The organism is Megasphaera sp. An286 (genome assembly GCF_002163455.1).
Taxonomy (GTDB): Bacteria; Bacillota; Negativicutes; order Veillonellales; family Megasphaeraceae; genus Megasphaera; species Megasphaera stantonii.
In genome coordinates this window covers 40,936-66,222 of sequence record NZ_NFIY01000002.1, presented here as the reverse complement: position 1 = coordinate 66,222, position 25,287 = coordinate 40,936, and the positions used below count along the sequence as shown (strand labels likewise).

21 protein-coding genes are annotated in these 25,287 nt (G+C 54.5%); 20 read left to right on the top strand and 1 reads right to left on the bottom strand.

The features are described from left to right. The first annotated feature begins 24 nt into the window (after window positions 1-24). The 9 genes from B5F80_RS01520 (at window position 25) to fumC (ending at window position 8,913) form a co-directional block, all read left to right on the top strand. Complete coding sequence (locus tag B5F80_RS01520; RefSeq protein WP_087477053.1) at window positions 25-786, top strand: dihydroorotate dehydrogenase electron transfer subunit; 762 nt, start codon at window positions 25-27, stop codon at window positions 784-786. Next, window positions 786-1,700 (top strand): dihydroorotate dehydrogenase, encoded by a 915-nt coding sequence (locus tag B5F80_RS01515; RefSeq protein WP_087477052.1) that lies wholly within the window; start codon window positions 786-788, stop codon window positions 1,698-1,700. Before B5F80_RS01520 ends, B5F80_RS01515 begins: the two co-directional genes overlap by 1 nt. A 198-nt stretch (window positions 1,701-1,898) precedes the next feature. Beyond that, window positions 1,899-2,393: a 5-(carboxyamino)imidazole ribonucleotide mutase gene (purE, locus tag B5F80_RS01510; RefSeq protein ID WP_087477051.1), complete on the top strand. Its 495-nt coding sequence runs from the start codon at window positions 1,899-1,901 to the stop codon at window positions 2,391-2,393. 36 nt (window positions 2,394-2,429) lie between these two features. Continuing rightward, window positions 2,430-3,857: an amidophosphoribosyltransferase gene (gene purF / locus B5F80_RS01505; protein WP_087477050.1), complete on the top strand. Its 1,428-nt coding sequence runs from the start codon at window positions 2,430-2,432 to the stop codon at window positions 3,855-3,857. After that, window positions 3,838-4,902, top strand: a complete 1,065-nt coding sequence (gene purM / locus B5F80_RS01500) for a phosphoribosylformylglycinamidine cyclo-ligase (RefSeq protein ID WP_087477049.1) — start codon at window positions 3,838-3,840, stop codon at window positions 4,900-4,902. Before purF ends, purM begins: the two co-directional genes overlap by 20 nt. Further along, on the top strand, window positions 4,895-5,509 hold the full coding sequence (gene purN, locus B5F80_RS01495; protein ID WP_087477048.1) for a phosphoribosylglycinamide formyltransferase: 615 nt from the start codon (window positions 4,895-4,897) through the stop codon (window positions 5,507-5,509). Before purM ends, purN begins: the two co-directional genes overlap by 8 nt. 12 nt (window positions 5,510-5,521) lie before the next feature. Continuing rightward, window positions 5,522-6,127: an IMP cyclohydrolase gene (locus B5F80_RS01490; RefSeq protein ID WP_087477047.1), complete on the top strand. Its 606-nt coding sequence runs from the start codon at window positions 5,522-5,524 to the stop codon at window positions 6,125-6,127. Beyond that, window positions 6,127-7,398, top strand: a complete 1,272-nt coding sequence (gene purD, locus B5F80_RS01485; protein ID WP_087477046.1) for a phosphoribosylamine--glycine ligase — start codon at window positions 6,127-6,129, stop codon at window positions 7,396-7,398. The genes B5F80_RS01490 and purD overlap by 1 nt, the downstream gene beginning before the upstream one ends. Before the next feature lie 126 nt (window positions 7,399-7,524). Further along, complete coding sequence (gene fumC / locus B5F80_RS01480) at window positions 7,525-8,913, top strand: class II fumarate hydratase (RefSeq protein ID WP_087477045.1); 1,389 nt, start codon at window positions 7,525-7,527, stop codon at window positions 8,911-8,913. 81 nt (window positions 8,914-8,994) lie between these two features. On the opposite strand, the gene B5F80_RS01475 is transcribed toward fumC, so the two are convergent. Further along, complete coding sequence (locus B5F80_RS01475; RefSeq protein ID WP_087477044.1) at window positions 8,995-10,506, bottom strand: FAD-dependent oxidoreductase; 1,512 nt, start codon at window positions 10,504-10,506, stop codon at window positions 8,995-8,997. Between the two features lie 267 nt (window positions 10,507-10,773). Between B5F80_RS01475 and topA the strand changes: the two genes are divergently transcribed. From topA to B5F80_RS01420, 11 genes are all read left to right on the top strand, one after another. Beyond that, entirely contained in the window at window positions 10,774-13,047 is a 2,274-nt protein-coding gene (gene topA / locus B5F80_RS01470; RefSeq protein WP_087477043.1) for a type I DNA topoisomerase, read from the top strand. Further along, the gene (gene trmFO / locus B5F80_RS01465) at window positions 13,037-14,359 is read left to right on the top strand and encodes a methylenetetrahydrofolate--tRNA-(uracil(54)-C(5))-methyltransferase (FADH(2)-oxidizing) TrmFO (protein WP_087477042.1); all 1,323 of its coding nucleotides are present in this window, start codon (window positions 13,037-13,039) and stop codon (window positions 14,357-14,359) included. The genes topA and trmFO overlap by 11 nt, the downstream gene beginning before the upstream one ends. Before the next feature lie 4 nt (window positions 14,360-14,363). Then, on the top strand, window positions 14,364-14,903 hold the full coding sequence (gene hslV, locus B5F80_RS01460; RefSeq protein ID WP_198643487.1) for an ATP-dependent protease subunit HslV: 540 nt from the start codon (window positions 14,364-14,366) through the stop codon (window positions 14,901-14,903). 22 nt (window positions 14,904-14,925) lie between these two features. Next, entirely contained in the window at window positions 14,926-16,329 is a 1,404-nt protein-coding gene (gene hslU, locus B5F80_RS01455; protein ID WP_087477040.1) for an ATP-dependent protease ATPase subunit HslU, read from the top strand. An 11-nt stretch (window positions 16,330-16,340) separates the two neighbouring features. Continuing rightward, window positions 16,341-17,564, top strand: coding sequence for a class I SAM-dependent rRNA methyltransferase (locus tag B5F80_RS01450; RefSeq protein ID WP_158099943.1), 1,224 nt, complete (start codon window positions 16,341-16,343; stop codon window positions 17,562-17,564). Between the two features lie 62 nt (window positions 17,565-17,626). Continuing rightward, on the top strand, window positions 17,627-19,129 hold the full coding sequence (gene thrC / locus B5F80_RS01445; RefSeq protein WP_087477038.1) for a threonine synthase: 1,503 nt from the start codon (window positions 17,627-17,629) through the stop codon (window positions 19,127-19,129). A gap of 35 nt (window positions 19,130-19,164) precedes the next feature. Next, entirely contained in the window at window positions 19,165-20,052 is an 888-nt protein-coding gene (locus B5F80_RS01440) for a DMT family transporter (RefSeq protein ID WP_087477037.1), read from the top strand. Between the two features lie 4 nt (window positions 20,053-20,056). Then, window positions 20,057-20,785: a VTT domain-containing protein gene (locus tag B5F80_RS01435; RefSeq protein WP_087477036.1), complete on the top strand. Its 729-nt coding sequence runs from the start codon at window positions 20,057-20,059 to the stop codon at window positions 20,783-20,785. 552 nt (window positions 20,786-21,337) lie between these two features. Continuing rightward, a complete protein-coding gene (locus B5F80_RS01430) occupies window positions 21,338-22,708 on the top strand; it encodes a TIGR00366 family protein (RefSeq protein ID WP_232818785.1) in 1,371 nt (456 codons plus the stop codon). 80 nt (window positions 22,709-22,788) lie between these two features. Beyond that, the gene (locus B5F80_RS01425) at window positions 22,789-23,748 is read left to right on the top strand and encodes a 3-hydroxyacyl-CoA dehydrogenase family protein (RefSeq protein WP_087477034.1); all 960 of its coding nucleotides are present in this window, start codon (window positions 22,789-22,791) and stop codon (window positions 23,746-23,748) included. Between the two features lie 155 nt (window positions 23,749-23,903). Next, window positions 23,904-25,262, top strand: coding sequence for an FAD-dependent oxidoreductase (locus tag B5F80_RS01420; RefSeq protein WP_087477033.1), 1,359 nt, complete (start codon window positions 23,904-23,906; stop codon window positions 25,260-25,262). Window positions 25,263-25,287: the final 25 nt, after the last annotated feature.

Here is a 25,287-nt window from a genome sequence, read left to right as displayed (position 1 = left end):
CTGATAGTGGAAGGATGGGGACAAGTGAAAAAGTTTTTGGAAAACGCGGAAATTTTGCAGAATGAAGCGATTATTTCCGACGTTTGGAAAATGGTATTTCATGCGCCGAAGATTGCTGCCGAAGCAAAGCCCGGCCAGTTCGTCAATATGCAGAAGCAGGGAGGACAGACGTTCCTGCGCCGTCCCTTCGGCATCGTCGACGCCGATGCGGAGACGGGAGCCGTTACGATCATTTACCGCCTCGTAGGCACGGGGACGCAGGAAATGGCGGCCATGAAAGCCGGCGAGGTCATCAGCGCCGAAGGCCCTTTGGGCGAAGGCGTGTTCACGACGGCGCCGGGCAAAGCGCTCCTCGTCGGCGGCGGCGTCGGTTTGGCTCCGCTTATTTTCCTGGCCAAGAAGCTGGATAAGCCCGTCGTGCTCGTAGCCGGTAAGACGGCGGCGGAAACGTTCTGGACGAAGTTTTTTGAACCCTATGCGGAAAAGATTTACGTGACGACCGACGACGGCTCGCTGGGCATCAAGGGATTTGCCGTCCACGCTTTGCCGGCGATTTTTGCTGAAAATCCAATCGACCGCGTGTCGGTGTGCGGCCCGACGGTCATGATGCAGACCATTGCCGAAGCGTCCGACGCGGCCGGCGTTGCCTGCGAGGTTTCCATGGAAAAACGGATGGCCTGCGGCATCGGCGTATGTCTCGGCTGTACCTTTGAAAGCAAGCTGAGCGGCAAGCGCTATAAGGTCTGCGCCGACGGCCCTGTATTCCCGGCGAAGGAGGTTTTCTGATGAACAAGGAACGCATAGCTGTGAACTTTGCCGGCATTTCTATGAAAACGCCGGTCATGGGGGCTTCGGGAACCTTCGGCTTCGGCCTGGAATACGCCGACTTCCTCGACATTGACAACATCGGCGCTATTATATCCAAGGGCATTACGCCTTTGCCGCGGCCGGGCAATCCGGGCGTGCGCGTCGCCGAAACGCCGGCAGGCATGCTGAACTGCATCGGCCTGGAAAATCCCGGCGTAGACGCTTTTAAGCGGGATATCCTGCCGGAAGTAAGCCGTCACAGTACGCCGCTCATCGTCAATATCTCGGCCGGTACGGCGGAAGAATACGGCGAATTGGCTGCAAAGCTCGACGTAGACGGCGTCGCGGCCCTGGAAGTCAACATTTCCTGTCCGAACGTCAAAGAGGGAGGCATCGTCTTCGGCACCGACCCGAAGGCCGCCGCGTCGGTAGCCCGCAGCGTCAAGGATCACACGAGCAAGCCGGTCATCATGAAGCTGTCGCCGAACGTTACGGATATTACCGTCATGGCCAAAGCCGTGGAAGACGCCGGAGCCGACGCCGTATCGCTCATTAATACGCTGACAGGTATGGCTATCGACATCTATACGCAGAAGCCTCTGTTAGGAAATATTACGGGCGGCTTATCCGGTCCGGCCGTAAAGCCCGTGGCCCTGCGCATGGTATGGCAGGTTGCCAACGCCGTGAAGATTCCCGTCCTGGGCTTAGGCGGCATCGCGTCGTGGCAGGACGCCGTCGAGTTTATGCTGGCCGGCGCCAGCGCCGTCGCCGTAGGGGCATATAACTTCGTCAATCCCTGCGCCGTAGAAGAAATTGCCAAAGGTATGGACGCGTACTGCGAAAAGATGGGAATTTCCCATATCAGCGAGATTATCGGCAAGATAAACGATTGACACGTATAGGCGTTTTTGGTAAAATCTAGGTGTATTTTGATAAGTTATGATTCAATAAGGAGATGCGCTATGGACATTGCTTTATGGACTGATAGTGAAGCGGTTTGTAAACGGGCAATGCAGCAGTGCGTCTAAGTGAATAAACCCAAAGGTGATTGCCTCACTTTTGGGTTTTACTTATTCTAAGGAGGGATTTTTTTGAAGGTCGGCATTATTATGGGAAGCGATTCAGATTTTCCGATCATGAAAAAAGCGGTTGATGTGTTGAAAGAATTTGGCGTAGAGTACGAAGTTTTATTGGCTTCGGCGCACCGGACGCCGGCTGCCGTGCGGGACTTTGCCTCCGGCGCGGAAGAACGGGGCATCAGCGTCATCATCGCCGGCGCCGGCATGGCGGCTCATCTGCCTGGCGTCGTCGCCAGCTTTACGACGCTGCCGGTTATCGGCGTGCCTTTGGAAAGCGGCAGCCTGAAGGGCATGGACGCCCTGCTGGCTATCGTGCAGATGCCGTCGGGCATGCCTGTAGCGACGATGGCCGTAAACGGCGCGAAAAACGCGGCCCTGCTGGCTCTGCAGATCGGCGCGGTCAGCAATCCGGCGTTGGCTGCAAAATACAAAGCCTACCGCGAAGACATGGCGAACCAGGTCATGGAAAAGAACAAAAAGATTCAAGAAGCCGTACAGGCGATGTAATCCAAATTTTCAGCATTTAGCAAACAGGAGGTTTTCATGTTTTACGATCCGATTTGGGATAAGCAGCATGAAGAATGCGGCGTATTAGGTATTTTTGACAAAACTCTGGATATTCCCCGCTACATTTACTGGGGGCTGTTCGCCCTGCAGCACCGCGGACAGGAAAGCGGCGGCATGGCCTTGACCGACGGCGTAGATATTCACACCTACCGCGGCATGGGCCTTATCAGCTCAGTATTTGAAAAAGGCGTTCCCGACGAAGAAGGCGGCCCCATCGGCATCGGCCACGTCCGCTATTCGACGACAGGCTCCAATAATCCCCGCAATATCCAGCCGTTGGCCGTGTATACGCCTATGGGACAGCTGGCGCTGGCTCACAACGGAAACCTGACTAATACGCGCGCCCTGAGGGAAGAGCTGGATAAAAACGGCGCCATCTTCCAGACGACCATGGACAGCGAAATCATCGTCAACCTGATCAGCCGCAGCCAGAAGGAAACGATGGAAGAACGCATCATGGAAAGCATGAACCGTCTCGGCGGAGCCTATTCCCTCGTGCTGATGACCAAGGATAAATTGTACGGCGCCCGCGATCCCTACGGCTTCCGTCCGCTGTGCATCGGCCGGACCGACGGCGGCGGCTGGGTATTGGCGTCGGAAACGTGCGCTCTCGACGCTATCGGTGCGACCTTTGTCCGCGACGTACAGCCCGGCGAATTCGTAGAAATTACGGAACAAGGCGTAAAATCGAGAATCTTTGCAACAGTAGACCGCAAACAAATCTGTTCCTTTGAATATATTTATTTTGCCCGTCCGGACAGCACTATTGACGGACAGGACGTATACCAGGCCCGTCTGAATATGGGCAAGGAAATGTGGAATGAAACGCAGTACGACGCTGATCTGGTCATTTCCGTTCCGGACAGCGGCAACACGGCGGCTATCGGCTATTCCCAGGCTTCGGGCATTCCGTTCCGCCACGGCCTCATCAAAAACCGCTACATGGGCCGTACCTTCATCAAACCGAATCAGAAGCAGCGCGAACTGGCTGTGCGCATGAAGCTGAACGTCGTCAAATCCGTCGTAAAGGGCAAGCGCATCGTCATGGTCGACGATTCCATCGTCCGCGGCACGACGAGCGGCATTATCTGCAAGCTCCTGCGCGAAGCCGGAGCGAAGGAAGTCTACATGTGCGTATCGGCGCCGCCGATTAAATATCCCTGCTTCTACGGCATCGACACGTCGGTCCGCAAGGAACTCATCGCGTCGACTCTCAACGTAGAACAGATACAGAAATACATCGGCGTAGACAAGCTGCATTTCATTTCCATCGAAGGCCTGAGCCGTGCTATTTCGAATATTCCGCGGGAAGATATGTGTCTAGCCTGCTTCAACAACGACTACCCGACGGCCATTCCCACGGCGAATGAGGAAGGAGAAAAATATGCTCTCGAACACAAATAAAGGATTAACCTATGCAGACGCCGGCGTAGATATCGATGCCGGCAACAAAGCAGTAGAACTCATGAAGGATTCGGTCAAAGCGACGTACCGCCCGGAAGTCCTCGGCGATCTCGGCGGCTTCGGCGGCCTCTTTTCTCTCATGAACAGCGAGATAAAAAATCCAATTCTAGTAAGCGGTACCGACGGCGTAGGCACGAAGCTGCGCCTGGCTATCATGATGGACAAGCATGATACGGTCGGCCAGGACTGTGTAGCCATGTCCATTAACGATATTCTCGTCCAAGGGGCGGAGCCGCTGTTCTTCCTGGACTACATCGCCGTAGGCAAGCTGGATCCCGTACAGGTAGCGACGATCGTAAAAGGCGTCGCCAATGCCTGCAAGGAATCGGGCTGCGCCCTCCTCGGCGGCGAAACGGCTGAAATGGCTGGCTTCTATGCGAAGGACGATTACGACTTGGCCGGCTTCGGCGTCGGCATCGTCGACCGTGAAAAAGTCATTACAGGCGAAACGATCAAGGCCGGCGACGTCCTCATCGGCCTTCCGTCGACAGGCGTCCATTCCAACGGCTTTTCGCTGGTCCGCAAGATCGTCTTTGAACGGATGAACATGAAGCTCGACCAATACGTCGACGAATTGGGCATGACCATCGGCGAATGCCTGCTCACGCCGACGCGCCTCTATCCAAGACCGTGCCTGCCCATTATCCGTAATTTCGACGTTAAGGGCATGGTGCACATTACAGGCGGCGGCTTCTATGAAAATATTCCCCGCGTGCTGCCAAAGGGCGTAGGCGTGGAAATCGACGTGACGTCGTGGTCGCAGCTGCCGATTTTCGGCCTTCTCCAGAAATGGGGCAACGTAGACAAGCGCGAAATGTACCGTACCTTCAACATGGGCATCGGCATGATCATGATCGTCGACGCAAAAGACGCCGACGCCGTCATGGCTAACCTGGCTGAACGGGACGAAAAGGCCTATGTCATCGGCAAGGTCGTCGATTCGGATGTGCCGGTCACGCTGCAGGGAGGCGCGTTCAATGACTAAGAAGCGCATGGTCATCTTTGCTTCGGGCCGCGGCTCCAATGCCGTCGCCCTGCATGACGCCGTGGAAGCCGGCGCCATTAATGCCGAAGTCAAGGCGCTGGTCTGCGATATTCCCGGCGCGCCTGTCATGGACCGGGCCAGGGAATGGGGTGTGCCGGTTATCCTGGCAGACCGCAAGCAGTTTGGCTCCAAGGCGGAATTTGAACAATTTATTCTCGACCAGATTGCGCCGTATCAGGCCGACGTCATCTGCCTGGCCGGGTTTATGCGGCTTCTCAGCGGCGATTTCATTTCCCGCTACGAACATAAAATCATAAATATCCATCCGGCACTGCTGCCGTCCTTCCGCGGCCTGCACGCCCAGCGCCAGGCTTTGGAAGCGGGCGTAAAAATTGCCGGCTGCACCGTTCACTTCGTTGTTCCCGATATGGACGCCGGCCCGATTATTCTGCAGTCGTCTGTCCCCGTTATGGACGACGACACGGAAGATACGCTGGCGGCCCGTATCTTGACGAAGGAACATCCTACATTTATCAAAGCCGTTTCTCTGTTCTGCGACGACAAGCTCCGCATTGAAGGCGGCGTCGTCAAAGGCACGCAAGCATAAGGAGGAATTATCATGAAGGTTAAACGCGCGCTCATCAGCGTATCCGATAAAACGGGCGTCGTCGAATTAGGCAAGGCTCTGGCCGATATGGGCGTTGAAATCATTTCTACAGGCGGCACGATGCGGGCTCTGAAAGAAGCCGGCGTACCGGTCATGGCCGTACAGGACGTTACGGGCTTCCCGGAAATGATGGACGGCCGCGTCAAGACGCTGAATCCGAAAATCCACGGCGCTATCTTGGCCGTCCGCGACAATCCGGAACATGTCCAGGCCATGAAAGACCACGACATTACGCCGATCGATCTGGTTGTCGTCAACTTGTACCCCTTCCAGCAGACTATTGCCAAACCGGACGTCACGCTGGCCGAAGCCATTGAAAACATCGATATCGGCGGCCCCTGCATGGTCCGGGCGTCGGCTAAGAACAATAAGTACGTAGCTATCGTTACGAATCCGGCTAAATACGGCGAAATCATCGACATCCTCCGCAAAGACGGCGAATTCAGCGACGAATACCGTTTGGAACTGGCGCAGGAAGCGTTCCATCATACGGCCGTATACGACACGGCCATTGCCGAATACCTGGCCGGCCAGGTTGCGAAAGGAGCTGCGAAATAATGAAAGTAGCAGTGATCGGCAGCGGCGGCCGCGAACACGCCCTGGCCTGGAAGCTGGCGCAGAGCAAAACCGTTGAAAAATTATACGCTATCCCCGGTAGCGCCGCTATGGCGGAAATTGCCGAATGCATCGACATCCCCGTATCGGATTTGGAAAAAATCGCCGTATACTGCTGCGGCGAAGGAATCGACATGCTCGTCGTCGGTCCGGAAGTTCCCCTGACGGAAGGCTTGGCAGATATTTGTCAGGCTAAGGGGCTGGCCGTATTCGGCCCGAACAAGGCTGCCGCGCAGATGGAAGGCTCTAAGGCCTTTGCTAAGGACATCATGAAAAAATACCATGTTCCGACGGCGGCGTACGCAACCTTTACCGATGGGGAAGCGGCAAAGAAATATATTCATGAACAGGGCGCTCCCATCGTTGTCAAGGCCGACGGCTTAGCTGCCGGCAAGGGCGTCGTCGTCGCCCAGACGGAAGAAGAAGCCGTAGAAGCGGTTAACGCTATGATGGAAGACCACATCTTCGGCGCGTCAGGCGGCCGCATCGTCGTCGAAGAATGCATGGTCGGCGAAGAAGCGAGCCTGCTGGCTTTTGTCGACGGCAAGACTATCGTTCCCATGATTTCGGCTCAGGACCACAAGCGCATCTTCGACAACGACGAAGGCCCGAACACGGGCGGCATGGGCGCATACGCTCCGGCTCCGGTCATGACGCCTGAACTGGTGAAGGAAGTAGAAGAAAAAATCCTCCGCCCCGTCGTAGACGGATTGGCTCAGGAAGGCATCGTATATCAGGGCTGCTTATACGCCGGCCTCATGATTACGGCCGACGGCCCGAAGGTCGTCGAATTCAACTGCCGTTTCGGCGATCCTGAAACGCAGGCTGTACTGCCTCTCCTTGACGGCGATTTGGCGGAAATCATGTACGCCTGCACGCAGGGGACGCTGACGAAGGATATGGTAGCCTGGAAAGACGCTTCGGCGTGCTGCGTTATCATGGCCTCGGCTGGATATCCGGCGTCTTCCCATAAAGGCGACGTCATTTCCGGCTTGGACGCCCTCGACGATACGGCTATGGTATTCCATTCCGGCACGGCTAAGAAGGACGGCCAGTACGTGACGAACGGCGGCCGCGTCCTCGGCGTGACGGCTGTAGCCCCGACGCTGAAGGAATCTATTGACGAAGCGTACCGTCACGTCGCGGCTATCCACTTCGACGGCCAGCAGGTCCGCAGCGACATCGGCGCGAAGGGCTTGAAGCATTTACAGTAAGAAACGTCTGCAGTCTGTTGAGACAGAGCGTAAGACGAAGCAAGGCTCCCTGCGGGGAGCCTTTTTCATAAAAACATATGATATGTATCATGCCCGTTTTTACGGGATAGACAGGAGGATACGAACATGGAATATCGCATAGAGAGAGACTCGATGGGAGAAGTGAAGGTGCCTGCCGATAAATTGTGGGGGGCCCAGACGCAGCGGAGCTTTGAAAATTTCCAAATCGGCACGGAAAAGATTCCAGCTGAATTGGTGACGGTATTTGCCTATTTAAAGAAAACGGCCGCCTTAGTCAATAAGGAGCTGGGTGCCGTAGACGGCGACAGGGCCGACGCCATTGCCTCTGCCTGCGACGACGTCTTGGCCGGCAAATTGGACGGCAATTTCCCCTTGGCCGTATGGATGACCGGCAGCGGCACGCAGTTCAACATGAACATGAACGAAGTCATCGCGCACCGGGCCATGCAGCTGTTGCAGGAACAGGGAGAAAACGTCAACGTTCATCCGAACGACCACGTCAACCATTCGCAGAGCTCCAACGATATATTCCCTACGTCGCTCCACGTAGCGTCGCTCCTGCTCATCAAGCGTCAGCTGTTCCCGGCCATGGACACGCTGTACCATGCGCTCCACGCCAAGGCGGAAGAGTACGCCGGCATCGTTAAGATTGGCCGCACCCACCTGCAGGACGCTACGCCCCTTACCTTGGGACAGGAGTTCAGCGGCTGGGCCCGCATGATCGAACGCAATAAGGAAATGCTGGAACGGGGCATTGATTTCCTTCGCGATCTGGCCATGGGCGGCACGGCTGTCGGCACGGGCATCAACTGCCCGGCAGGATACGACGTAAGGTTTGCCGAAACACTCAGCAAGCTGACGGGTGAAACGTTCCATACGGCGCCGAATAAATTTCACGCCCTGACCAGTAAGGACGAGCTCGTCGTCGTTCACGGCATGCTGAAGGCACTGGCCTGCGATTTGATGAAAATCGCCAACGACGTGCGCTGGCTGGCGTCTGGCCCCCGCTGCGGCATCGGCGAAATCACCATTCCGGAAAATGAACCGGGCAGCTCTATCATGCCGTCGAAGGTAAACCCGACGCAGTGCGAAGCTATGACCATGGTAGCCGTACAGGTCATGGGCAACGACGCGACCGTCGGCATTGCTGCCAGCCAGGGCAACTTTGAGCTCAACGTGTTCATGCCGGTAATCGCCTACAACATGGTGCAGTCTATCCGTATTCTGAGCGACGTCATGGATTCGTTCTGCAAGCATTGCGTCGTCGGCATTCAGCCGAATCTCAAAAAAATCGACTACAACCTGCATCAGTCTCTGATCCTCGTTACGGGCCTCGTACCCCTCGTAGGCTATGACAAGGCCTGCACGATCGCCAAGACTGCGGCGAAGGAAGGGCTGACGCTGCGTGAATCGGCCGTTGCCAGCGGCTGGGTTACAGGCGAGCAGTTCGACGCCGCCATGGATCCGGCGAAGTTAGCAGGAGTAAAGGCATAAATATATTGTATATATAGAAAAAGCAGAAGCGCCATGCCTCTGCTTTTTCTATATGCTGAATGGGAAATGATACAGGTATCGTCATTTCTTTTCGTAATAATACCGCGTCCACATGGTAACTTCCGACAAGGCTGGATGAGGCGTCATCGTTTCGCTGAGGGTGTAGACGGGATTCGGGGCCAGATTTCTGGTCAACGGCAGGGCTCGCAGCGCTTGGGCCGTCGGCGAGGCAATGTCCTCGTGAAGCGGCGCGATGGTATGGAAGCCGCAGGTCAGCTGATTGACGAAGGGCTGAATCAGGATAGACGCTTCATGGCCGATAATATGAGCTCCCAGGATATACTTCGTTTTCTTGTCGATCACCAGCTTGACGAATCCGTCGTCATCGTCGCCCGGTTCCAGCCCCATGGCGTATCCTTTGGCCGAAGCGGAATAATGATTTACAGCGATTTCGACGTCATAGCCTTTCTTGCGGGCGTCGGCTTCGCTGAGGCCGACGTGGGCTGCTTCGGGATAGGTGAAGGTGACGGCAGGGACGATGTCGTAATGAACCCAGCGCCACTGTTCGGGCAGTACGTCGGAGAAGAGATTGTGCGATAAGATTTCCGCTTCGTGATTGGCCTTGTGTCGGAACGGCGCCTGGCCGTTTACGTCGCCGATGGCCCAGATGCCTTCGGCGCTGGTTTCGAGGAATTCATTGGTCATGATGAAGCCGCGGCTGTCGGTGCGTACGTCTGTATGTTCCAAATGAAGGAGGTCCGTCATGGGGCGGATGCCCGGCGCGACGAGGATTTCGTCGGCGTACAATTCCGTCGTCTCTCCCGTCGCTTTATCCTGTACGGTCAGGCATTTTTTGCCGTCCTTGACCGAGGCGGAAAGGGTCGTCTGATTGAGGCGGACGGAAATACCGTGGTTGGTGAGCTGCTTCAAAATAAAGGCGGAAATATCTTCGTCTTCCTTAGGCAGCAGGCGGACGTTGCGCTGGACGATGGTGACCTTGGTGCCGGCGGCGTTGAACACGTGGGCGAATTCGCAGCCGATAGGGCCGCCGCCGATGATGAGCAGGCTGTCGTAGGGCCGTTTCGGATATTTGCTGCCGAACAGCGTTTCCGATGTCAGGTAGCCCGTTTCTTCCAGGCCGGGAAGGTCGGGGATATTGGTACGGGCGCCGACGCCGATGAAAATCTTGTCGCCGCTGATGTCCTGGGCCGTACCGTCGTTCATGGCGATATGCAGGCTCTTTTGGCCCGTAAAGGACGCCGTGCCTTCGTAGACGTCGACGTTCGGGAAGGCGGCGTAATAGTCCTTGATCGCGCTGTTTTCGTTGATTTTATGCCACAGGCGGCGGGTGATGACGTCCCAGTCCATGCGCACGTTGTCGGCATAGACGCCGATGCGGCGCGCTTCCTCCATTTCCCGGACGACGTTGGCCGCCGTGACCATGATTTTCGTAGGGATGCAGCCGCGGTTCAGACAGGTGCCGCCGAAGCGGTCCCGTTCGACGACGGCGATGCGCAGGCCCTGCCGCTGGGCCGCGTCGGTAATAATATTGGCAGCGCCGGTGCCAATGACGATGACATCATAGTGGTTCATACGTATCGTCTCCTTTTGTATACGAATTTTGTATGCTTTTAGTATACGGTAATTTTAAAAAGTCCGCAAGGGATCCGCCCTTTAAATTTTGTCGCTGCCAGCCCTTTATGGGAATACGTATTGTCCTGCAGAATAGGTATATCCTAAGGTCAAACCTTGAAAGGCCCGTCGGAATAGTGTATTATTTTAAAATAGATTTGTTGCTAAGTGTTAGCTTGTACAGAAAATCCGGCTTAAATGCCGGCAGGGAAGTTAGGATGGAGATATATGCTGGAATTTCCGATTAAACGAACGATTATTATTGACGATACGAAGAAAAAGAAGCGGGGCCGCAAGAAGAAAGACGACGGCGAAAAGATGGTTATTAATGGGACCGTAAATCTGCCGGAAAAGAAGCCGCTGAAAAAAATGGACCCCTTGCCGAAAAACGCCAAAAATCTGGTTATCGTGGAATCGCCGGCCAAGGCCAAGACGATTGAACGCTTTTTAGGCAGCTCGTATAAGGTAATGGCCAGCCGCGGCCATCTCCGCGATTTGCCGCGCAATCAGTTCGGCGTCAATATCGAAGACGGGTTTACGCCGTCGTATACGAATATGTGGGATAAGCGCAAGCTCATTGAAGAGCTGCAGGACGAGTTCATCCGTTCTAAAAAAGTATATCTGGCGACTGACCCGGACCGCGAAGGCGAAGCGATTTCCTGGCACTTAGCTCATTTGCTGGAAATCGACCCGAAGGACGCCTGCCGCGTCATGTTCCACGAAATTACGAAGAAGGCCGTGTTGGCCGGCATGGAAGACCCGAAGCCCATCGATTTGAAGAAGGTCGACGCCCAGCAGGCCCGCCGCGTCCTGGACCGCATCGTAGGGTATAAGCTGAGCCCCCTGCTGTGGAAAAAGGTCTGCAAGGGGCTGAGCGCCGGCCGTGTGCAGTCTGTGGCCGTTCGTCTCATTTGCGAGCGCGAAGAAGAAATCAAGGCCTTTGTGCCGGAAGAATACTGGACTGTCGGCGGAACGTACAAGACTGGGCAGGGTCTGGTCCTTACGACAGAGCTGGTGAAAATCGACGGTGAAAAGGCCAAGATCAGCGATGGGGACATGGCCCAGAAGATTGCCGCCGATTTGCAGTGGGAACAGCGCGGCGAAGAAGGTCATGAACCGGACCGAATTGTCAAGGTAGAGAAGCGGAAGCGCAAGCGCCAGCCCCAGCCGCCCTTTACGACGTCGACGATGCAGCAGGAATGTGTCAGCAAGCTGAATTTCGGCGCGAAGAAGACGATGATGCTGGCCCAGCAGCTGTATGAAGGCCTGGATATCGGCGAACAGGGCCACGTGGGCTTGATTACGTACATGCGTACGGACTCGACGCGCATCAACGACGACATGGTCCAGGCGGCCCGGGATTTCATCATGTCGACGTACGGGAAGGAATACGTGCCGGAAAAGGCCCGCGTATACAAGACGAAGCAGTCCAGCCAGGATGCCCACGAAGCAATTCGCCCGACGTCGCTGGAGCTGACGCCGCACGTCGTCTCGCCGTTCCTGACGCGGGACCAGCTGCGGCTGTACACTCTCATTTGGAACCGTTTCCTGGCCAGCCAGATGGAAGCCGTGGAAACGGAGCACATGGCTATCAGCATCGCCAGCGGCATATATGAGCTGCGGGCTGCCGGATATAAAGTTTTGTTTAAAGGCTTTACGGAGCTGTACGAAGACGCGAAAAAAGATAAGACCCTCTCGGAGCTGCCGCACATCGAGGAAGGTTCCGTCGTTCATAATCAGACTGTAGAACCTGTGCAGCACTTCACGCAGCCGCCGGCCCGCTATACCGAAGCCAGCCTCATCAAGACGCTGGAAGAAAAGGGCATCGGCCGGCCGAGTACGTACGCGCCGATTATGGATACGATTCAAAACCGCAACTATGTGGAAAAGAAGGATAAGCAGTTTATCCCGACGGAATTGGGCGTCATTATCGTCGACTTGCTGAAAAAGTATTTCGAGCGCATCATCAATGTCGGCTTTACGGCTCATATGGAAGAAGAGCTGGACGATATCGAACAGGGAAAGGACACGTATACGCACGTCCTGCAGGAATTTTACGACGTGTTTAAGCCGGAAATGGATGTGGCGGAGCAGCAGATGGAAAAGGTAGCCGTAGCCGGTCAGGATTCCGGTCAGGTCTGCGAGCTTTGCGGCGCGCCGATGGTATATAAATTCGGCCGCTTCGGCAAGTTCCTGGCCTGTTCTAATTTCCCCGAATGCCGCAATACGAAGGCTATCGTCGAGGATTTGGGCATTACCTGTCCCAAGTGCGGCCAAGGAAGCCTGATCAAGCGCAAATCGAAACGGGGCCGCGTGTTCTACGGCTGCAGCGAATACCCTAACTGCGATTTTGTCCTGTGGAACCAGCCTATCGATAAAAAATGTCCTGTCTGCGGCAGCATCATGGTCGTCAAGCATTATAAAAAAGGACCGGATAAAATCTTCTGCAGCAACGCAGAGTGTGAAAATCATAAGAAGGGTGAAGCCATCAATGAAGAATAGCGTACTTGTCATCGGGGCGGGACTTGCCGGCTCCGAAGCGGCATGGCAGCTGGTGAAGCGGGGCATTCCCGTCGAGCTCGCAGAGATGCGGCCCGTCAAATCGTCGCCGGCTCATCATACGGAATTATTTGCAGAATTGGTGTGCAGCAATTCGCTGCGCGCCGCCAACATAGAAAACGCCGTCGGGCTGCTGAAGGAGGAAATGCGCCGTCTCGGCTCCATCATCATGGAATCGGCTGATACGCACCGCGTGCCTGCCGGCGGAGCCTTAGCCGTAGACCGCGTGCCGTTCAGCCAGTTCGTAACGGACCGGCTGCGGAACCATCCTCTCGTTACGATACGAAATGAAGAAATTACGGAGCTGCCGGACGACCAGATCTGCATCGTCGCCACGGGGCCGCTGACCAGTGACGCCATGGCCGAAACGATACGGGCTATGACCGGCGCCGATTACTTCCATTTTCACGACGCCGCGGCTCCCATCGTCACCGTCGACTCGCTGGATATGAGCAAGGTCTATCGGGCGGCGCGGTACGGCAAGGGCGGGGCCGATTATTTGAACTGCCCCTTTACGAAGGAAGAATACGAAGCCTTCTGGCAGGCCCTGACGACGGCCGAATGCGCCGAACTGCACGAATTCGAAAAGAACGACAACGTCTTCGAAGGCTGCATGCCCATTGAAATCATGGCTTCCCGCGGCGTCGACACGATGCGTTACGGCCCCATGAAGCCCGTCGGCCTGGAGCTGCCCGATACGGGTGAAATGCCCTACGCCGTCGTTCAGCTGCGGCAGGACAACGGCAGCGCGACGCTGTACAATATCGTCGGCTTCCAGACGCATCTCAAATTCGGCGAGCAGAAGCGGGTCTTTTCCATGATTCCCGGATTGGAACAGGCGGAATTCGTCCGCTACGGCGTCATGCACCGCAACTCGTATATCAATTCACCGGAGCTTCTGGAACCGACGCTGCAGTACCGCCGCAATCAGAACATCTTTTTCGCCGGTCAGCTGACAGGCGTCGAAGGGTATTTGGAATCGGCGGCCATGGGCCTGCTGGCCGGCATCAACGCCGCCCGCCTGCTGGAAGGGAAGGACTGCCTGACCTTTTCGCGCCGCACGGCTATCGGCGGCCTGAGCCAGTATATTTCCAGCGGCCCGAACGATAATTTCCAGCCCATGAATATCAACTTCGGCCTTATGGAACCGCTGGGCATCAAGAAGCGCATGAAAAAGAAGGAAAAGAACGCTATGCTGGCGCAGCGGGCTTTGGAAGAAATTGAAGTGATGAAGGAGAAGATAGAGAATGTCTGATATGATGTCTACAGAATTTCACGCGACGACTATCGTCGCCGTGCAGCGCAACGGCAAGACGGCCATTGCCGGCGACGGCCAGGTGACGATGGGCAATGCCGTCATTATGAAGGGCACGGCCCAGAAGGTACGCCGCCTGTACCACGGCAAGATCATCAGCGGCTTTGCCGGATCTGTCGCCGACGCCTTTACCTTGTTTGACCATTTTGAAGAAAAACTGAACGAATACAACGGAAATCTCGTCCGCAGCGCCGTAGAACTGGCCAAGGACTGGCGTTCCGATAAAATACTGCACAAGCTGGAAGCGCTGCTCCTCGTAGCCGACAGCCAGCGCATTCTCCTGATTTCCGGCAACGGCGAAGTCATCGAGCCCGACGACGGCATTTCGGCTATCGGCTCCGGCGGCAACTACGCCTTGGCGTCAGCCCGGGCCCTGATGCAGAACACAGACCTGTCGGCCCGCGATATTGCAGAAAAATCGCTGCACATCGCCGCCGATATCTGCGTGTATACTAACCACAACGTCATCGTAGAAGAAATATAACAACTAAAGAAGAGGGAATGACATGAACGAAATCGAATTGACACCGAAGCAAATTGTCGCAGAACTAGATAAATACATCGTAGGCCAGAAAGAAGCGAAGAAATCCGTAGCTATCGCCCTGCGCAACCGCTGGCGCCGCAAGCGGCTGAACGAAGAAATGCAGGATGAAATTATTCCGAAAAATATCCTGCTCATCGGCCCGACAGGCGTCGGCAAGACGGAAATTGCCCGCCGCCTGGCCCGGCTTGTCGGCGCTCCTTTCATCAAGGTCGAAGCGACGAAATATACGGAAGTCGGATACGTAGGCCGCGACGTCGAACAGATCATCCGCGACCTCGTAGCCAATGCCATCCGCATGGTCCAGGAGCAGGAATGCCTGCGCTATGAAGCCAAGGCCGAAGAAGAAGCCAATAAGCGCATCCTGCAGGTTTTCTGGCCGAAGAAGACGGCTATTAAGGAAAAGGTAGCCAATCCGATGGATATCTTCTTCTCCAGCGAAGAGGAAACGGAAGAAGCAGACCAGCCGAAGCAGCTCGAAGAACCGAAGTCGGACCGCCGGCAGAAGATGTACGAAGACATTTGCGCCCATAAGATGGACGACCGGGAAATCGAAGTAGAGGTCCGCGAACAGGAACGGGCAATACAGGGCATCTTGACGGGCAATTCGACGGAAGAGCTGACCAGCAACTTCCAGGAAATGCTGGGCAGCATCATGCCGAAAAAGAAGAAGAAAAAGAAGATGACCGTAGCGAAAGCCCGGGAAATCTTCAAGGATGAAGAGCTGGAAAAATGTCTCGACATGGACGTCATCGTCGACAAGGCCATCGAAGCGACGGAACAGGCCGGCATCGTCTTTATCGACGAATTCGATAAGATTGCCGAAAAGAACCGCGGCGGCGGACCGGACGTATCCCGTGAAGGGGTACAGCGCGATATCCTGCCTATCGTCGAAGGGGCGACGGTCAATACGAAGTATGGCCCGGTAAAGACGGACCACATCTTGTTTATCGCCGCCGGAGCTTTTCACGTATCGAAGCCCAGCGACCTCATCCCGGAACTGCAGGGCCGCTTTCCTATCCGCGTAGAGCTTCAGTCCCTGACGGTCGACGATTTCCGTAAGATTCTGACCGAGCCGAACCAATCCCTCGTCAAGCAGTATACGTCCCTGTTGTCGACAGACGGCGTAGAGCTGGAATTCACTGACGACGGCATCGACGCCATTGCCGAATACGCCCACCGCGTCAACTTGGAAACGGAAAATATCGGCGCCCGCCGCCTCCATACGATGCTGGAAAAAATCCTGGAGGACGTCGCCTTTGAAGCGCCGGATGTGGACGAGCACCACATCGTCGTCAACAGCGATTTCGTTGCCGGCAAGCTGAACGACGTCGTCCAGAACGTCGACCTGAGCCATTATATTTTATAAAGGAGATTCTAGTGAGACCGTACGCTAAACTATATATAACCCGAAAAGGGGAAATGGCTGCCCGCAGCGGCCATCCCTGGGTCTACGGCGAGGAAGTCACCCGCGTAGACGGCGTGTATGCGACGGGCGATATCGTCGATGTCTACAGCCAGAAGGACCGGTATTTGGGAACGGGCTTTGCCAACGACATATCGAAAATCCGCATCCGCATCGTATCGGACAACGCCAACGACCGCTTCGACGACGCCTTTTGGCAGCGACGCGTCAAATACGCCCTCCAGTACCGCTATACCGTCATGGGGCCGACTGATTTTTCCTGCTGTCGCCTGATTTTCGGCGACGCCGACCAAATGCCGGGCCTGACCGTCGACCGGTATAACGACATATTGGTGGCGCAGACTTTATGCTACGGCATGGATCAGGTCAAGCCGGTGATCTTCAAGGCCCTCGTCGACGAGCTGGCTGCTATGGGCGTTTCCGTCCGCGGCATTTATGAGCGCAACGACGTCAAGGTGCGGGAGCTCGACGGCATGGCCCAGTATAAGGGCTGGTATGAAGCCGATTTTCTGCCGCAGCCGGGCAGTCCCGTGACGACGATCAATGAGAACGGCGTCTTGTATGACGTAGACGTGGAAAACGGCCAGAAGACGGGATTTTTCCTCGACCAGAAATACAATCGCCTGGCCGTGGCTAAAATCGCCGCCGGCCGCCATGTATTAGACTGCTTTACCCATACGGGGGCTTTTGCTCTCAACGCCGCGAAGGGCGGGGCCGCATCCGTTACGGCTGTCGACGTATCGGAAGAAGCCGTCGCCATGACCAATGAAAACATCCGCCGCAACGGGCTGGAACAGATTGTGACAGCTAAACAGGCTAACGTATTCGACTTGCTTACGGAAATGGCCGAGCAGAAATGCCGCGATTACGATTTCATCATCCTCGACCCGCCGGCCTTTACGAAGTCGGGCCATACGGTGCACAACGCCATACGGGGATATAAGGAAATCAACCTGAAAGCCATGAAGCTCCTGCCGCGGGGCGGGTATCTCGCCACGTGTTCGTGCTCCCATTTCATGCGCGACGACTTGTTCCGCCGCATGCTCCGCGACGCGGCGAAGGACGCCGGCGTCCATCTGCGGCAGATTGAAGGCCGCCAGCAGTCGCCGGATCATCCGATTTTGTGGAACGTGCCGGAGACGGATTATCTTAAATTTTATTTGTTCCAGGTCGTATAAGCCTGCTTCATGATATACTGGCCTGATACCAGCTTTGCTTAGATAAAAGGGGGAAGATATACATGAAATTCAGAAGTACACGCTCCAATACCTGCGTAGCTCCGTCCTACGCCCTGCTTCACGGCCTTGCGCCGGACGGCGGCCTGTACGTTCCGGAAACCTTTCCGGAACAGGTGCTGCAGTACAAGGACTTAGCGGGAAAATCGTATCAGGAAATCGCCTCTGTCGTCTTGTCATATTTCTTTACGAATTTTACGGACGAAGAACGCGACGCCATGATCGCCTCGGCCTATAATGAACACACCTTCCGGGACGAACGCATCGTGCCCCTTCATTCCATCGATACGGACGTCAGCATTTCCGAGCTGTTCCACGGCCGCACGCTGGCCTTCAAAGACCTGGCACTGTCCTTGTTCCCGTACTTGCTGACGGCGGCGAAGGCCCAGGAAAAGGAAGACCGGGATATACTGATTCTGACGGCGACGAGCGGCGATACGGGGAAAGCGGCTCTGGAAGGCTTCAAGGACGTGGCAGGCACGAATATCATGGTCTTCTATCCCAGCGAAGGCGTCAGCCCTATGCAGAAGCAGCAGATGCAGAAGCAGGAAGGGAATAACGTCAACGTGTCGGCGATTTACGGTAACTTCGACGACGCCCAGAGCTTTTTGAAGCGGGTTTTCGTCGACCCCGGCGTCAACGCCTATGCTGACGAAAAGGGCGTGCTGTTTTCCAGCGCCAATTCTATCAACATTGGCCGCCTCTTCCCGCAGGTCGCCTATTACGTCTCGACGTACGTATCCCTCGTCGACAACGGCGCGATTTCCGAAGGGGAAATCTTTGACGTCGTCGTGCCGACAGGCAACTTCGGCAATATCCTGGCCGGATATTTTGCCAAGAAGATGGGCGTTCCCATCGGCAAGCTGATTTGCGCTTCCAATAAGAATAAGGTCCTGGCCGATTTCTTTGAAACGGGCGTGTACGATATGAACCGCCAGTTCTTTACGACAGACAGCCCGTCCATGGATATTCTCCTGTCCAGTAACTTTGAACGGTTCCTGTTTTATGTCGCCGGGCAGGATGCGGAAAAGGTTGCGCAGTGGGAAAAGGACTTGTCTGAAACGGGAAAAATGGCCGTATCGGCAGAAGAATTGGCCCAGCTCCGCCGGGAATTTGAAGGCGGCTGGATCGACGACGGCGAAACGGAAGCCGTCATCAACCACGTGTACAACGATTACGGATATCTTTTGGACCCCCATACGGCCGTAGCCTACGGCGTATACATGAACCGCCGCAGACAGGGGCTGTGCGAAGGCCGCCATACCGTCGTCATGGCGACGGCACATCCCTATAAGTTCCCGCCGGTCATCTGCCAGGCGCTGGCCTTGCCTAAGCACGACGATGCCTTCGACGAGCTTCTTGAAATCGCCGCCGTAACGGGCATGGCCCTGCCTAAGCCGCTGGCAGAACTGCGGAATAAGCCCGTCCGCTTCGGCAGCTCCATTGAGAAAGAAGATATGAAACAAGCCGTCCTCGCCTTCGTCGACGCGATTCACAGCCGGGCGTGAGCCTTGTTTCATGGGGAAGAGGTAAGAGAAGTTGTATGAGTAAAGGCGTCATTTACATGATATTGTCTTCCTTGGCATTCAGTCTTCAAAACGTCATCGTCAAGGAATTGTCCTATACGATGAGTACGGGAGAAATATCGTTTTTCCGCGGCTTTCTGAGCGCCTTGCTCATTTTGGCGCTCATGAAGGCCCAGCATATCCATTTTTCCAAGTACGACCGTCCGACGCTGTGGTTTCGCGGCGTCGTCGGCGGCGCCGGCATGATCTGCATTTTCTATGCCCTGCGGGGCATGCCCTTGGCCGACGTATCGATTTTATCCCAGCTGTCGGCGTTTTTCGTCATGATATTTGCGGCTATATTCTTAAAGGAAGTCATGCCGAAGGGGGCGGGACTGCCTTTGGTCGTCATCGTCGTCGGCGCCTGCCTGGTCGTACGGCCGTGGAATTTCTCGTCGTTTAATGTGTATTCCCTGTTCGTGCTGGCCCAGGCTTTGTTTGCCGCTATGGCCTATACGACGATCAGCAAGCTGACCGGGTCGGGGCGGCATCATCAGTACGAAATCGTCTTTTATTTTCTGTTTTGCGCGGCCGTGGCCGGCGCGATTCTCATGGGCTTTGACTTTCAGATGCCGAACGGCAAGGAATGGCTGTTGTATATTGCGTTAGGCATTATCACCGTCGTCGCTCAGATTTGGATGACCGACGCCTACGCCTACGGCAATCCTGTCGTCGTCAGCTTCGTCGCGTATATCGCCGTCGTGTTCAACGCCTTGTGGGGCTTCGTCTTCTTCGACGAAATGCTGACGGCTATGACGATAGCCGGCGGCCTCTGTATTGTCGGCGGCTCCATGTATTTGACGAAATTAAAGCACGACCGGATTAGAAGCCGTACGATTGTGACCGTACGGGAACGTAAAGGATAAGGCCATGAAACACGCTGCTACCTTGTCGGAAACACATATAAAAATCATATTCTTCGCCCTGCTGGTCGGCGTATTAGGCGGCATCCACCTGCTGATACCCGACTTTTACCGCACCGTATGGGAATTGTCCGTCAGCGGCAATTTAGACGGGACGATTGAGTACCTGCGCTCCTTCGGCGTATGGGCCGTCGTCGTCAGCATGATCATCGACATCGTCATCAATATCGTCGGGTTCCTGCCGTCTATCTTCATTTCAGCGGCTAACGGCGTCTTATTCGGCATCGCCGCCGGGACGGTCGTTTCCTGGCTGGCCGAGACGATCGGCGTCGTCATCAGCTTCTTTTTCATGCGGACGCTGTTTCGCCATAAAGCGAAGGAGCTCATTGAAAAGAGCCGCATGCTCAGCAAGCTGGATGAATACAGCACGCTGAAATCCATGGCCGTCGCCAGGGCCCTGCCGTACTCGCCGAACGGGCTGATTACGGCTCTGGGGGCGCTGAGCAGCATCAGCTACCGCGATTATATACTGGGCACGCTGATCGGCAAGCTGCCTTCCGTCGCCGTAGAAGTCGTCGTCGGGCACGACGTTGTGATGTTGGAAGACAACGCCGGCCGGCTGACGGTCCTGATTGTTATCGTCGTCATCGTATACGGCGGCCTGTGGTATTGGAACCGCCGTCAAAAGGCTAAGAAAGTACTAGAACAATTAAAGAAAAATATGGAGAAGAAATAGTCCATTCTCAGTGAACCGCTTCCTGTCTGTCAGCAGGGGGCGGTTTGTTACGTTAGGAACAAACCGTATGCCTGTCGCATTGCATATTTGTCGCATAAAATAATATGCAGTACAAAAATAATTTACAAAACGAAATATTCCTGTATAGTCAAAAGATTTCTTGCCTTTCCACAGCATGCCATCTCCGTAGTCAAGAAGCATGCAGGGCACTATATATAGAGATATTTTTTTTGCAGTAAGGCGCAGTACACAGCGCTGTTTCGGCAGATAGGAGGGAAAATATATCAGTTTTATGATATAACGAGAAAATAATTGACAAATATTTAAGAGTATTCAATGTGATTCGTTAAAATTTAAATATGAATTAAGTGAATTCAATTTTTCGTTTATTTGGTCAATATAGTCTATTAATTCTAACTGTTATTCAATATAAAACAGGGTATAATAACAGTGTAGCATATTAGGAGAAAAGGCAGTCTTCTGAAGGAAAGGCGGAAGACCGCCGTATTAGGTGAAAGGTGTCACAATAAAACAAAGAAAGGAGAAATGAGTATGTCTACTCAAAAGAAGCAATTTACTGATTATTTTACCGACTTTGCCCAAAAATGGGTACCTGATTCGTATGTTATCGCTTTAATTCTTACTATTGTCGCATTTATTTTAGCACTTATCTTCACGCCGGCCAGCCCCTTCGAAACGGTTATCGCCTGGGGCAAAGGTTTCTGGACCTTGCTGGCATTCTCCATGCAGATGTCCTTAATCGTTATTACGGGCTATGCATTGGCAACGACGCCTATCTGCACGCGCCTCATTTCCTCGGCCTGCAGCAAACCTAATTCTCCTACTGGCGTATATGTATACTGCGTCATCCTTTCCACGATTGGCTACTATTTGAACTGGGGCTTCGGCTTAGTATTCGCCGCCCTGATTTGTAAGAACCTGGCTGTCCAGGCTGAACGCAAAGGCATTGCCATCGACTACCGCTATCTGTGCGGCGCCGGCTGGACGCCGTTCTTCATCTGGCACATGGGTCTTTCCGGTTCGGCTCCGCTGCTCGTCGCTACGGCTGACCACTTCATGGTCAAAGAAATGGGCGTTATTCCTATTTCCATGACTATCTTCCATCCGTACAACCTGATTTTGACAGCAGCTTCCATCATCGCTATCCTCGTCCTCTTCGGCTTCGTACTTCAGCCTAAGAACAAGGAAAAAATGGTATCCATTTCTCAGTGGAATCCGGCTCTGGCTCAAATCGATCCGCCTGCTGCAGATACGAAAGTGGAAATCAAGACGCCGAGCGAATGGGTTACGTACAAACCGTGGTGCTCCTACATCATCGGCCTCATGTTCCTGGCGTACCTGTTCTATCATTTCTTTATCCTCGGTCAATCCTTGGACATCAACGTCTTGAACTTCCTGTTCCTGACCTTGATCATCTGGCTGTACGGTTCTCCGGCAGCTATGCTGAAAGCTGTTAAGGCTTCCACGCCGGCAGCCTGGGGCGTTATCCTCCAGTTCCCGTTCTATGCTGGTATTTTCGGTATCATGAAATTTACGGGCCTCGTCGATACGATCGCCGCTTGGGTTATTTCCTTCAGCACGACGACGACCTTCCCGGCTATCGCTGCTATCCTGAGCAGTATCATCAGCTACTTCATTCCGTCCGGCGGCAGCAAGTGGGTTATCGAAGCTCCGTTCCTTATTCCTGCTGGCAAGGCATTGGGCGTTCCCGACGCGCAGACCGTTATCGCCTACATGTTCGGCGGCGACTTGACTGCTCTGGTTCAGCCGTTCTTTGCCGTACCGTTCATGGCAGTCTGCGGCTTGGAATTCAAGGATTTCGTTGGTTACAGCTTCGTAGCCTTCATCGTTTTGGCTCTTATCATGATCTTCGGCTTGACATTCATTCCGTTTGCAGTCTAAGATTATAGTAGAGAGCAGAGTGTAGTTTAGTAAGAGTTAGTAAAAATTAAAAATACACAAGAGAAGGAAGGTAAAAACACATGAAAAAATTCGAAGACATTAAGACGATTTGCAACCTCGGTTGCGGAACGATGGGTTTCGGCACGGCGATTGCTTTTGCAAAGAGCGGTTACGAAGTCAACATGTTCGGTCGTAAAGATGCCAGTATCGAACGGGCTATGAAAAATATCCACTTCACATTGGACGTTATGAAAGCGAACGACCTCTTGACGGAAGAAGAAGAAAAAGGCCTCCTCAGCCGCATTCACGGCGTCACGACGCTGAAAGACGCTGCTGCCAACGCTGATTTCGTTATCGAATCGGTCGCAGAAGACCTGGATATCAAAAAAGCCGTTTACAAAGAAATGGAATCCTACTTAGGTCCCGACGTTATCTTTGCTACGGACTCTTCCGGCTTGTCCCCGACAGAAGTTGCCTCCGCTTTGGATCATCCCGAACGCTTCGTCGTCGCTCACTTCTGGAATCCTCCTCATCTGATTCCGTTGGTTGAAATCGTTCCGGGCGCTAAGACGAACCAGGAAACTGTCGACATTACATGGAAGCTCATGGAAAAAATCGGCAAAAAACCGGTTGCGCTGCTGAAAGAAGCTCCGGGCTTCGTCGGCAACCGCCTCCAGTTTGCTCTGCTTCGTGAAGCCCTGCACTGCGTAAAAGAAGGCATCGCTACGGCAGAAGCTGTCGACGCCATCTGCAAATACAGCATCGGCCGCCGCTTAGGCGTAACGGGCCCGATCGAAACGGCTGACTTCGGCGGTCTCGATATCTTCTACAACATCTCCGCTTACTTGAATGCCGACCTGGCTGACGACAAGGAAGCTTCCGATGTTATGAAGAAATGCGTCGACGAAGGAAACTTGGGCGCTAAGACCGGCACGGGCTTGTACAACTGGACTCCGGAAGATATTGACAGAATCAAACGGACGAGAGAAGAAGTCCTCATCGAATGGCTGAAAAAAGACGCATCTGGTCAGAAATTCTAAGGTTCAATCTGAGCTGTTGGATGTGCTGACGCGATGATGCAGCTGTCATCCCGAAACAGGGGAACTAGGTCCTGCTGTTTCGGGATGACTTTTTTTGTCAAAATGTTGTATACTATACGTGGTGTATACTATTAAAAAGCAAAGGATGAGAAACTATGGTAGAGTATAAAGACGTCTTGGGATTTGAACAGGAACCGTTGGAAAGCGCCGATTTCGCCAGCTTGAAAGAAGCCGTCGAAGAAGCGCGCCGCTGCCTGAACTGCGCCGTTCCGCAGTGCCGTAAGGGTTGTCCTATCAACAATGAAATTCCCCAGTTTATTCATGCGCTGGCTCAGGGCAACATCGGCGAAGCTGCCGAACACATCGCGCACAACAGCTGTCTGCCCGGCATCTGCGGCCGCGTCTGCCCGTGGGAAAAGCAGTGTGAAGGGGCCTGCGTATTGGGCAAAAAGGGAAAACACGTTGAAATCGGCAAGCTGGAACGCTTTGTAGCCGATAAATGCTTCGAAGGCGAATTGCTGCCCGTTCCTAAAAAGGGCGACGCCGTTGCTAAGGTCGCCGTAATCGGCAGCGGCCCTGCCGGATTGGCTGCCGCCCACGAGCTGCTTAGCCGGCAGTACGACGTAACGATTTTTGAAAGCGCTTCCGAGCCGGGCGGTATGCTCATGTTCGGCATTCCTTCGTTCCGTTTGCATAAAAAGCACGTATACCGGGAAATGGAATACCTGCAGCAGCTGGGCGCCGTCTTCCAATTCAATACGAAAATCGGCGCGGACAAACAAATCAGCGACTTGTTTGCCGAAGGATATGAAGCCGTCTTCATCGCTACCGGCGCGCCTGTAGGCTGGAATTTGGGCGTTGAAAACGATACGGTCGACGGCGTCGTCGACGCGCAGCATTTCCTGACCCAGGTTCAGCAGGTACAGCTCGGCCAGGCGAAGCAGGAAGACTTGCCGATTCAGCCCGGAGACGACGTCATCGTCGTAGGCGCCGGCAACGTGGCTATCGACGCGGCCCGCACGGCCCTGCGCCTGAAAGCCAACGTCACTATCGTATACCGCCGCGCAGAAAAGAACATGAAGTGCCTGCCCTCGGAATATGAAGCTGCGAAGGCTGACGGCGTCGCCTTTAAATTCTACTCGGCTCCGAAGGCCGTCGTAGGTCAGGACCATGTAGAAGGCCTGCAGTACGAAAAACAGCAGATTTTGGAAGACGCCACGATGGTGCCGACAGGAGAATTCGGCGTCGTGCCGGCTAATAAAATCATCGCCGCTATCGGCAACCGGCCGGAATTGGACTGCATGCGCCAGTTCAGCGTCGACATGAACGGTGACGGTTACATCTTCACGAAGGACGAACCGTACGGCATGACCAGCCAGACCGGTGTATTCGCCGCCGGCGACATCGTCCATAAACCGGCAACCGTCGTATTGGCTATGCGCGAAGGGAAGAAAGTGGCTGTCGGCATCGACCAGTATATAAAGGCCAAACACCTGATGGCTAAGTGTCAGTAAGAATCCGTATGAAAAAAATTCATTT

What these genes read in the sequence shown, in the direction of transcription:
- B5F80_RS01515 (WP_087477052.1), top strand. Translation starts at nt 786, where the DNA reads ATGAACAAGGAACGCATAGCTGTGAACTTTGCCGGCATTTCTATGAAA.
- purF (WP_087477050.1), top strand. Translation starts at nt 2,430, where the DNA reads ATGTTTTACGATCCGATTTGGGATAAGCAGCATGAAGAATGCGGCGTA.
- purM (WP_087477049.1), top strand. Translation starts at nt 3,838, where the DNA reads ATGCTCTCGAACACAAATAAAGGATTAACCTATGCAGACGCCGGCGTA.
- purN (WP_087477048.1), top strand. Translation starts at nt 4,895, where the DNA reads ATGACTAAGAAGCGCATGGTCATCTTTGCTTCGGGCCGCGGCTCCAAT.
- B5F80_RS01490 (WP_087477047.1), top strand. Translation starts at nt 5,522, where the DNA reads ATGAAGGTTAAACGCGCGCTCATCAGCGTATCCGATAAAACGGGCGTC.
- purD (WP_087477046.1), top strand. Translation starts at nt 6,127, where the DNA reads ATGAAAGTAGCAGTGATCGGCAGCGGCGGCCGCGAACACGCCCTGGCC.
- fumC (WP_087477045.1), top strand. Translation starts at nt 7,525, where the DNA reads ATGGAATATCGCATAGAGAGAGACTCGATGGGAGAAGTGAAGGTGCCT.
- B5F80_RS01475 (WP_087477044.1), bottom strand. Translation starts at nt 10,506, where the DNA reads ATGAACCACTATGATGTCATCGTCATTGGCACCGGCGCTGCCAATATT.
- topA (WP_087477043.1), top strand. Translation starts at nt 10,774, where the DNA reads ATGCTGGAATTTCCGATTAAACGAACGATTATTATTGACGATACGAAG.
- trmFO (WP_087477042.1), top strand. Translation starts at nt 13,037, where the DNA reads ATGAAGAATAGCGTACTTGTCATCGGGGCGGGACTTGCCGGCTCCGAA.
- hslV (WP_198643487.1), top strand. Translation starts at nt 14,364, where the DNA reads ATGTCTACAGAATTTCACGCGACGACTATCGTCGCCGTGCAGCGCAAC.
- hslU (WP_087477040.1), top strand. Translation starts at nt 14,926, where the DNA reads ATGAACGAAATCGAATTGACACCGAAGCAAATTGTCGCAGAACTAGAT.
- thrC (WP_087477038.1), top strand. Translation starts at nt 17,627, where the DNA reads ATGAAATTCAGAAGTACACGCTCCAATACCTGCGTAGCTCCGTCCTAC.
- B5F80_RS01440 (WP_087477037.1), top strand. Translation starts at nt 19,165, where the DNA reads ATGAGTAAAGGCGTCATTTACATGATATTGTCTTCCTTGGCATTCAGT.
- B5F80_RS01435 (WP_087477036.1), top strand. Translation starts at nt 20,057, where the DNA reads ATGAAACACGCTGCTACCTTGTCGGAAACACATATAAAAATCATATTC.
- B5F80_RS01430 (WP_232818785.1), top strand. Translation starts at nt 21,338, where the DNA reads ATGTCTACTCAAAAGAAGCAATTTACTGATTATTTTACCGACTTTGCC.
- B5F80_RS01425 (WP_087477034.1), top strand. Translation starts at nt 22,789, where the DNA reads ATGAAAAAATTCGAAGACATTAAGACGATTTGCAACCTCGGTTGCGGA.
- B5F80_RS01420 (WP_087477033.1), top strand. Translation starts at nt 23,904, where the DNA reads ATGGTAGAGTATAAAGACGTCTTGGGATTTGAACAGGAACCGTTGGAA.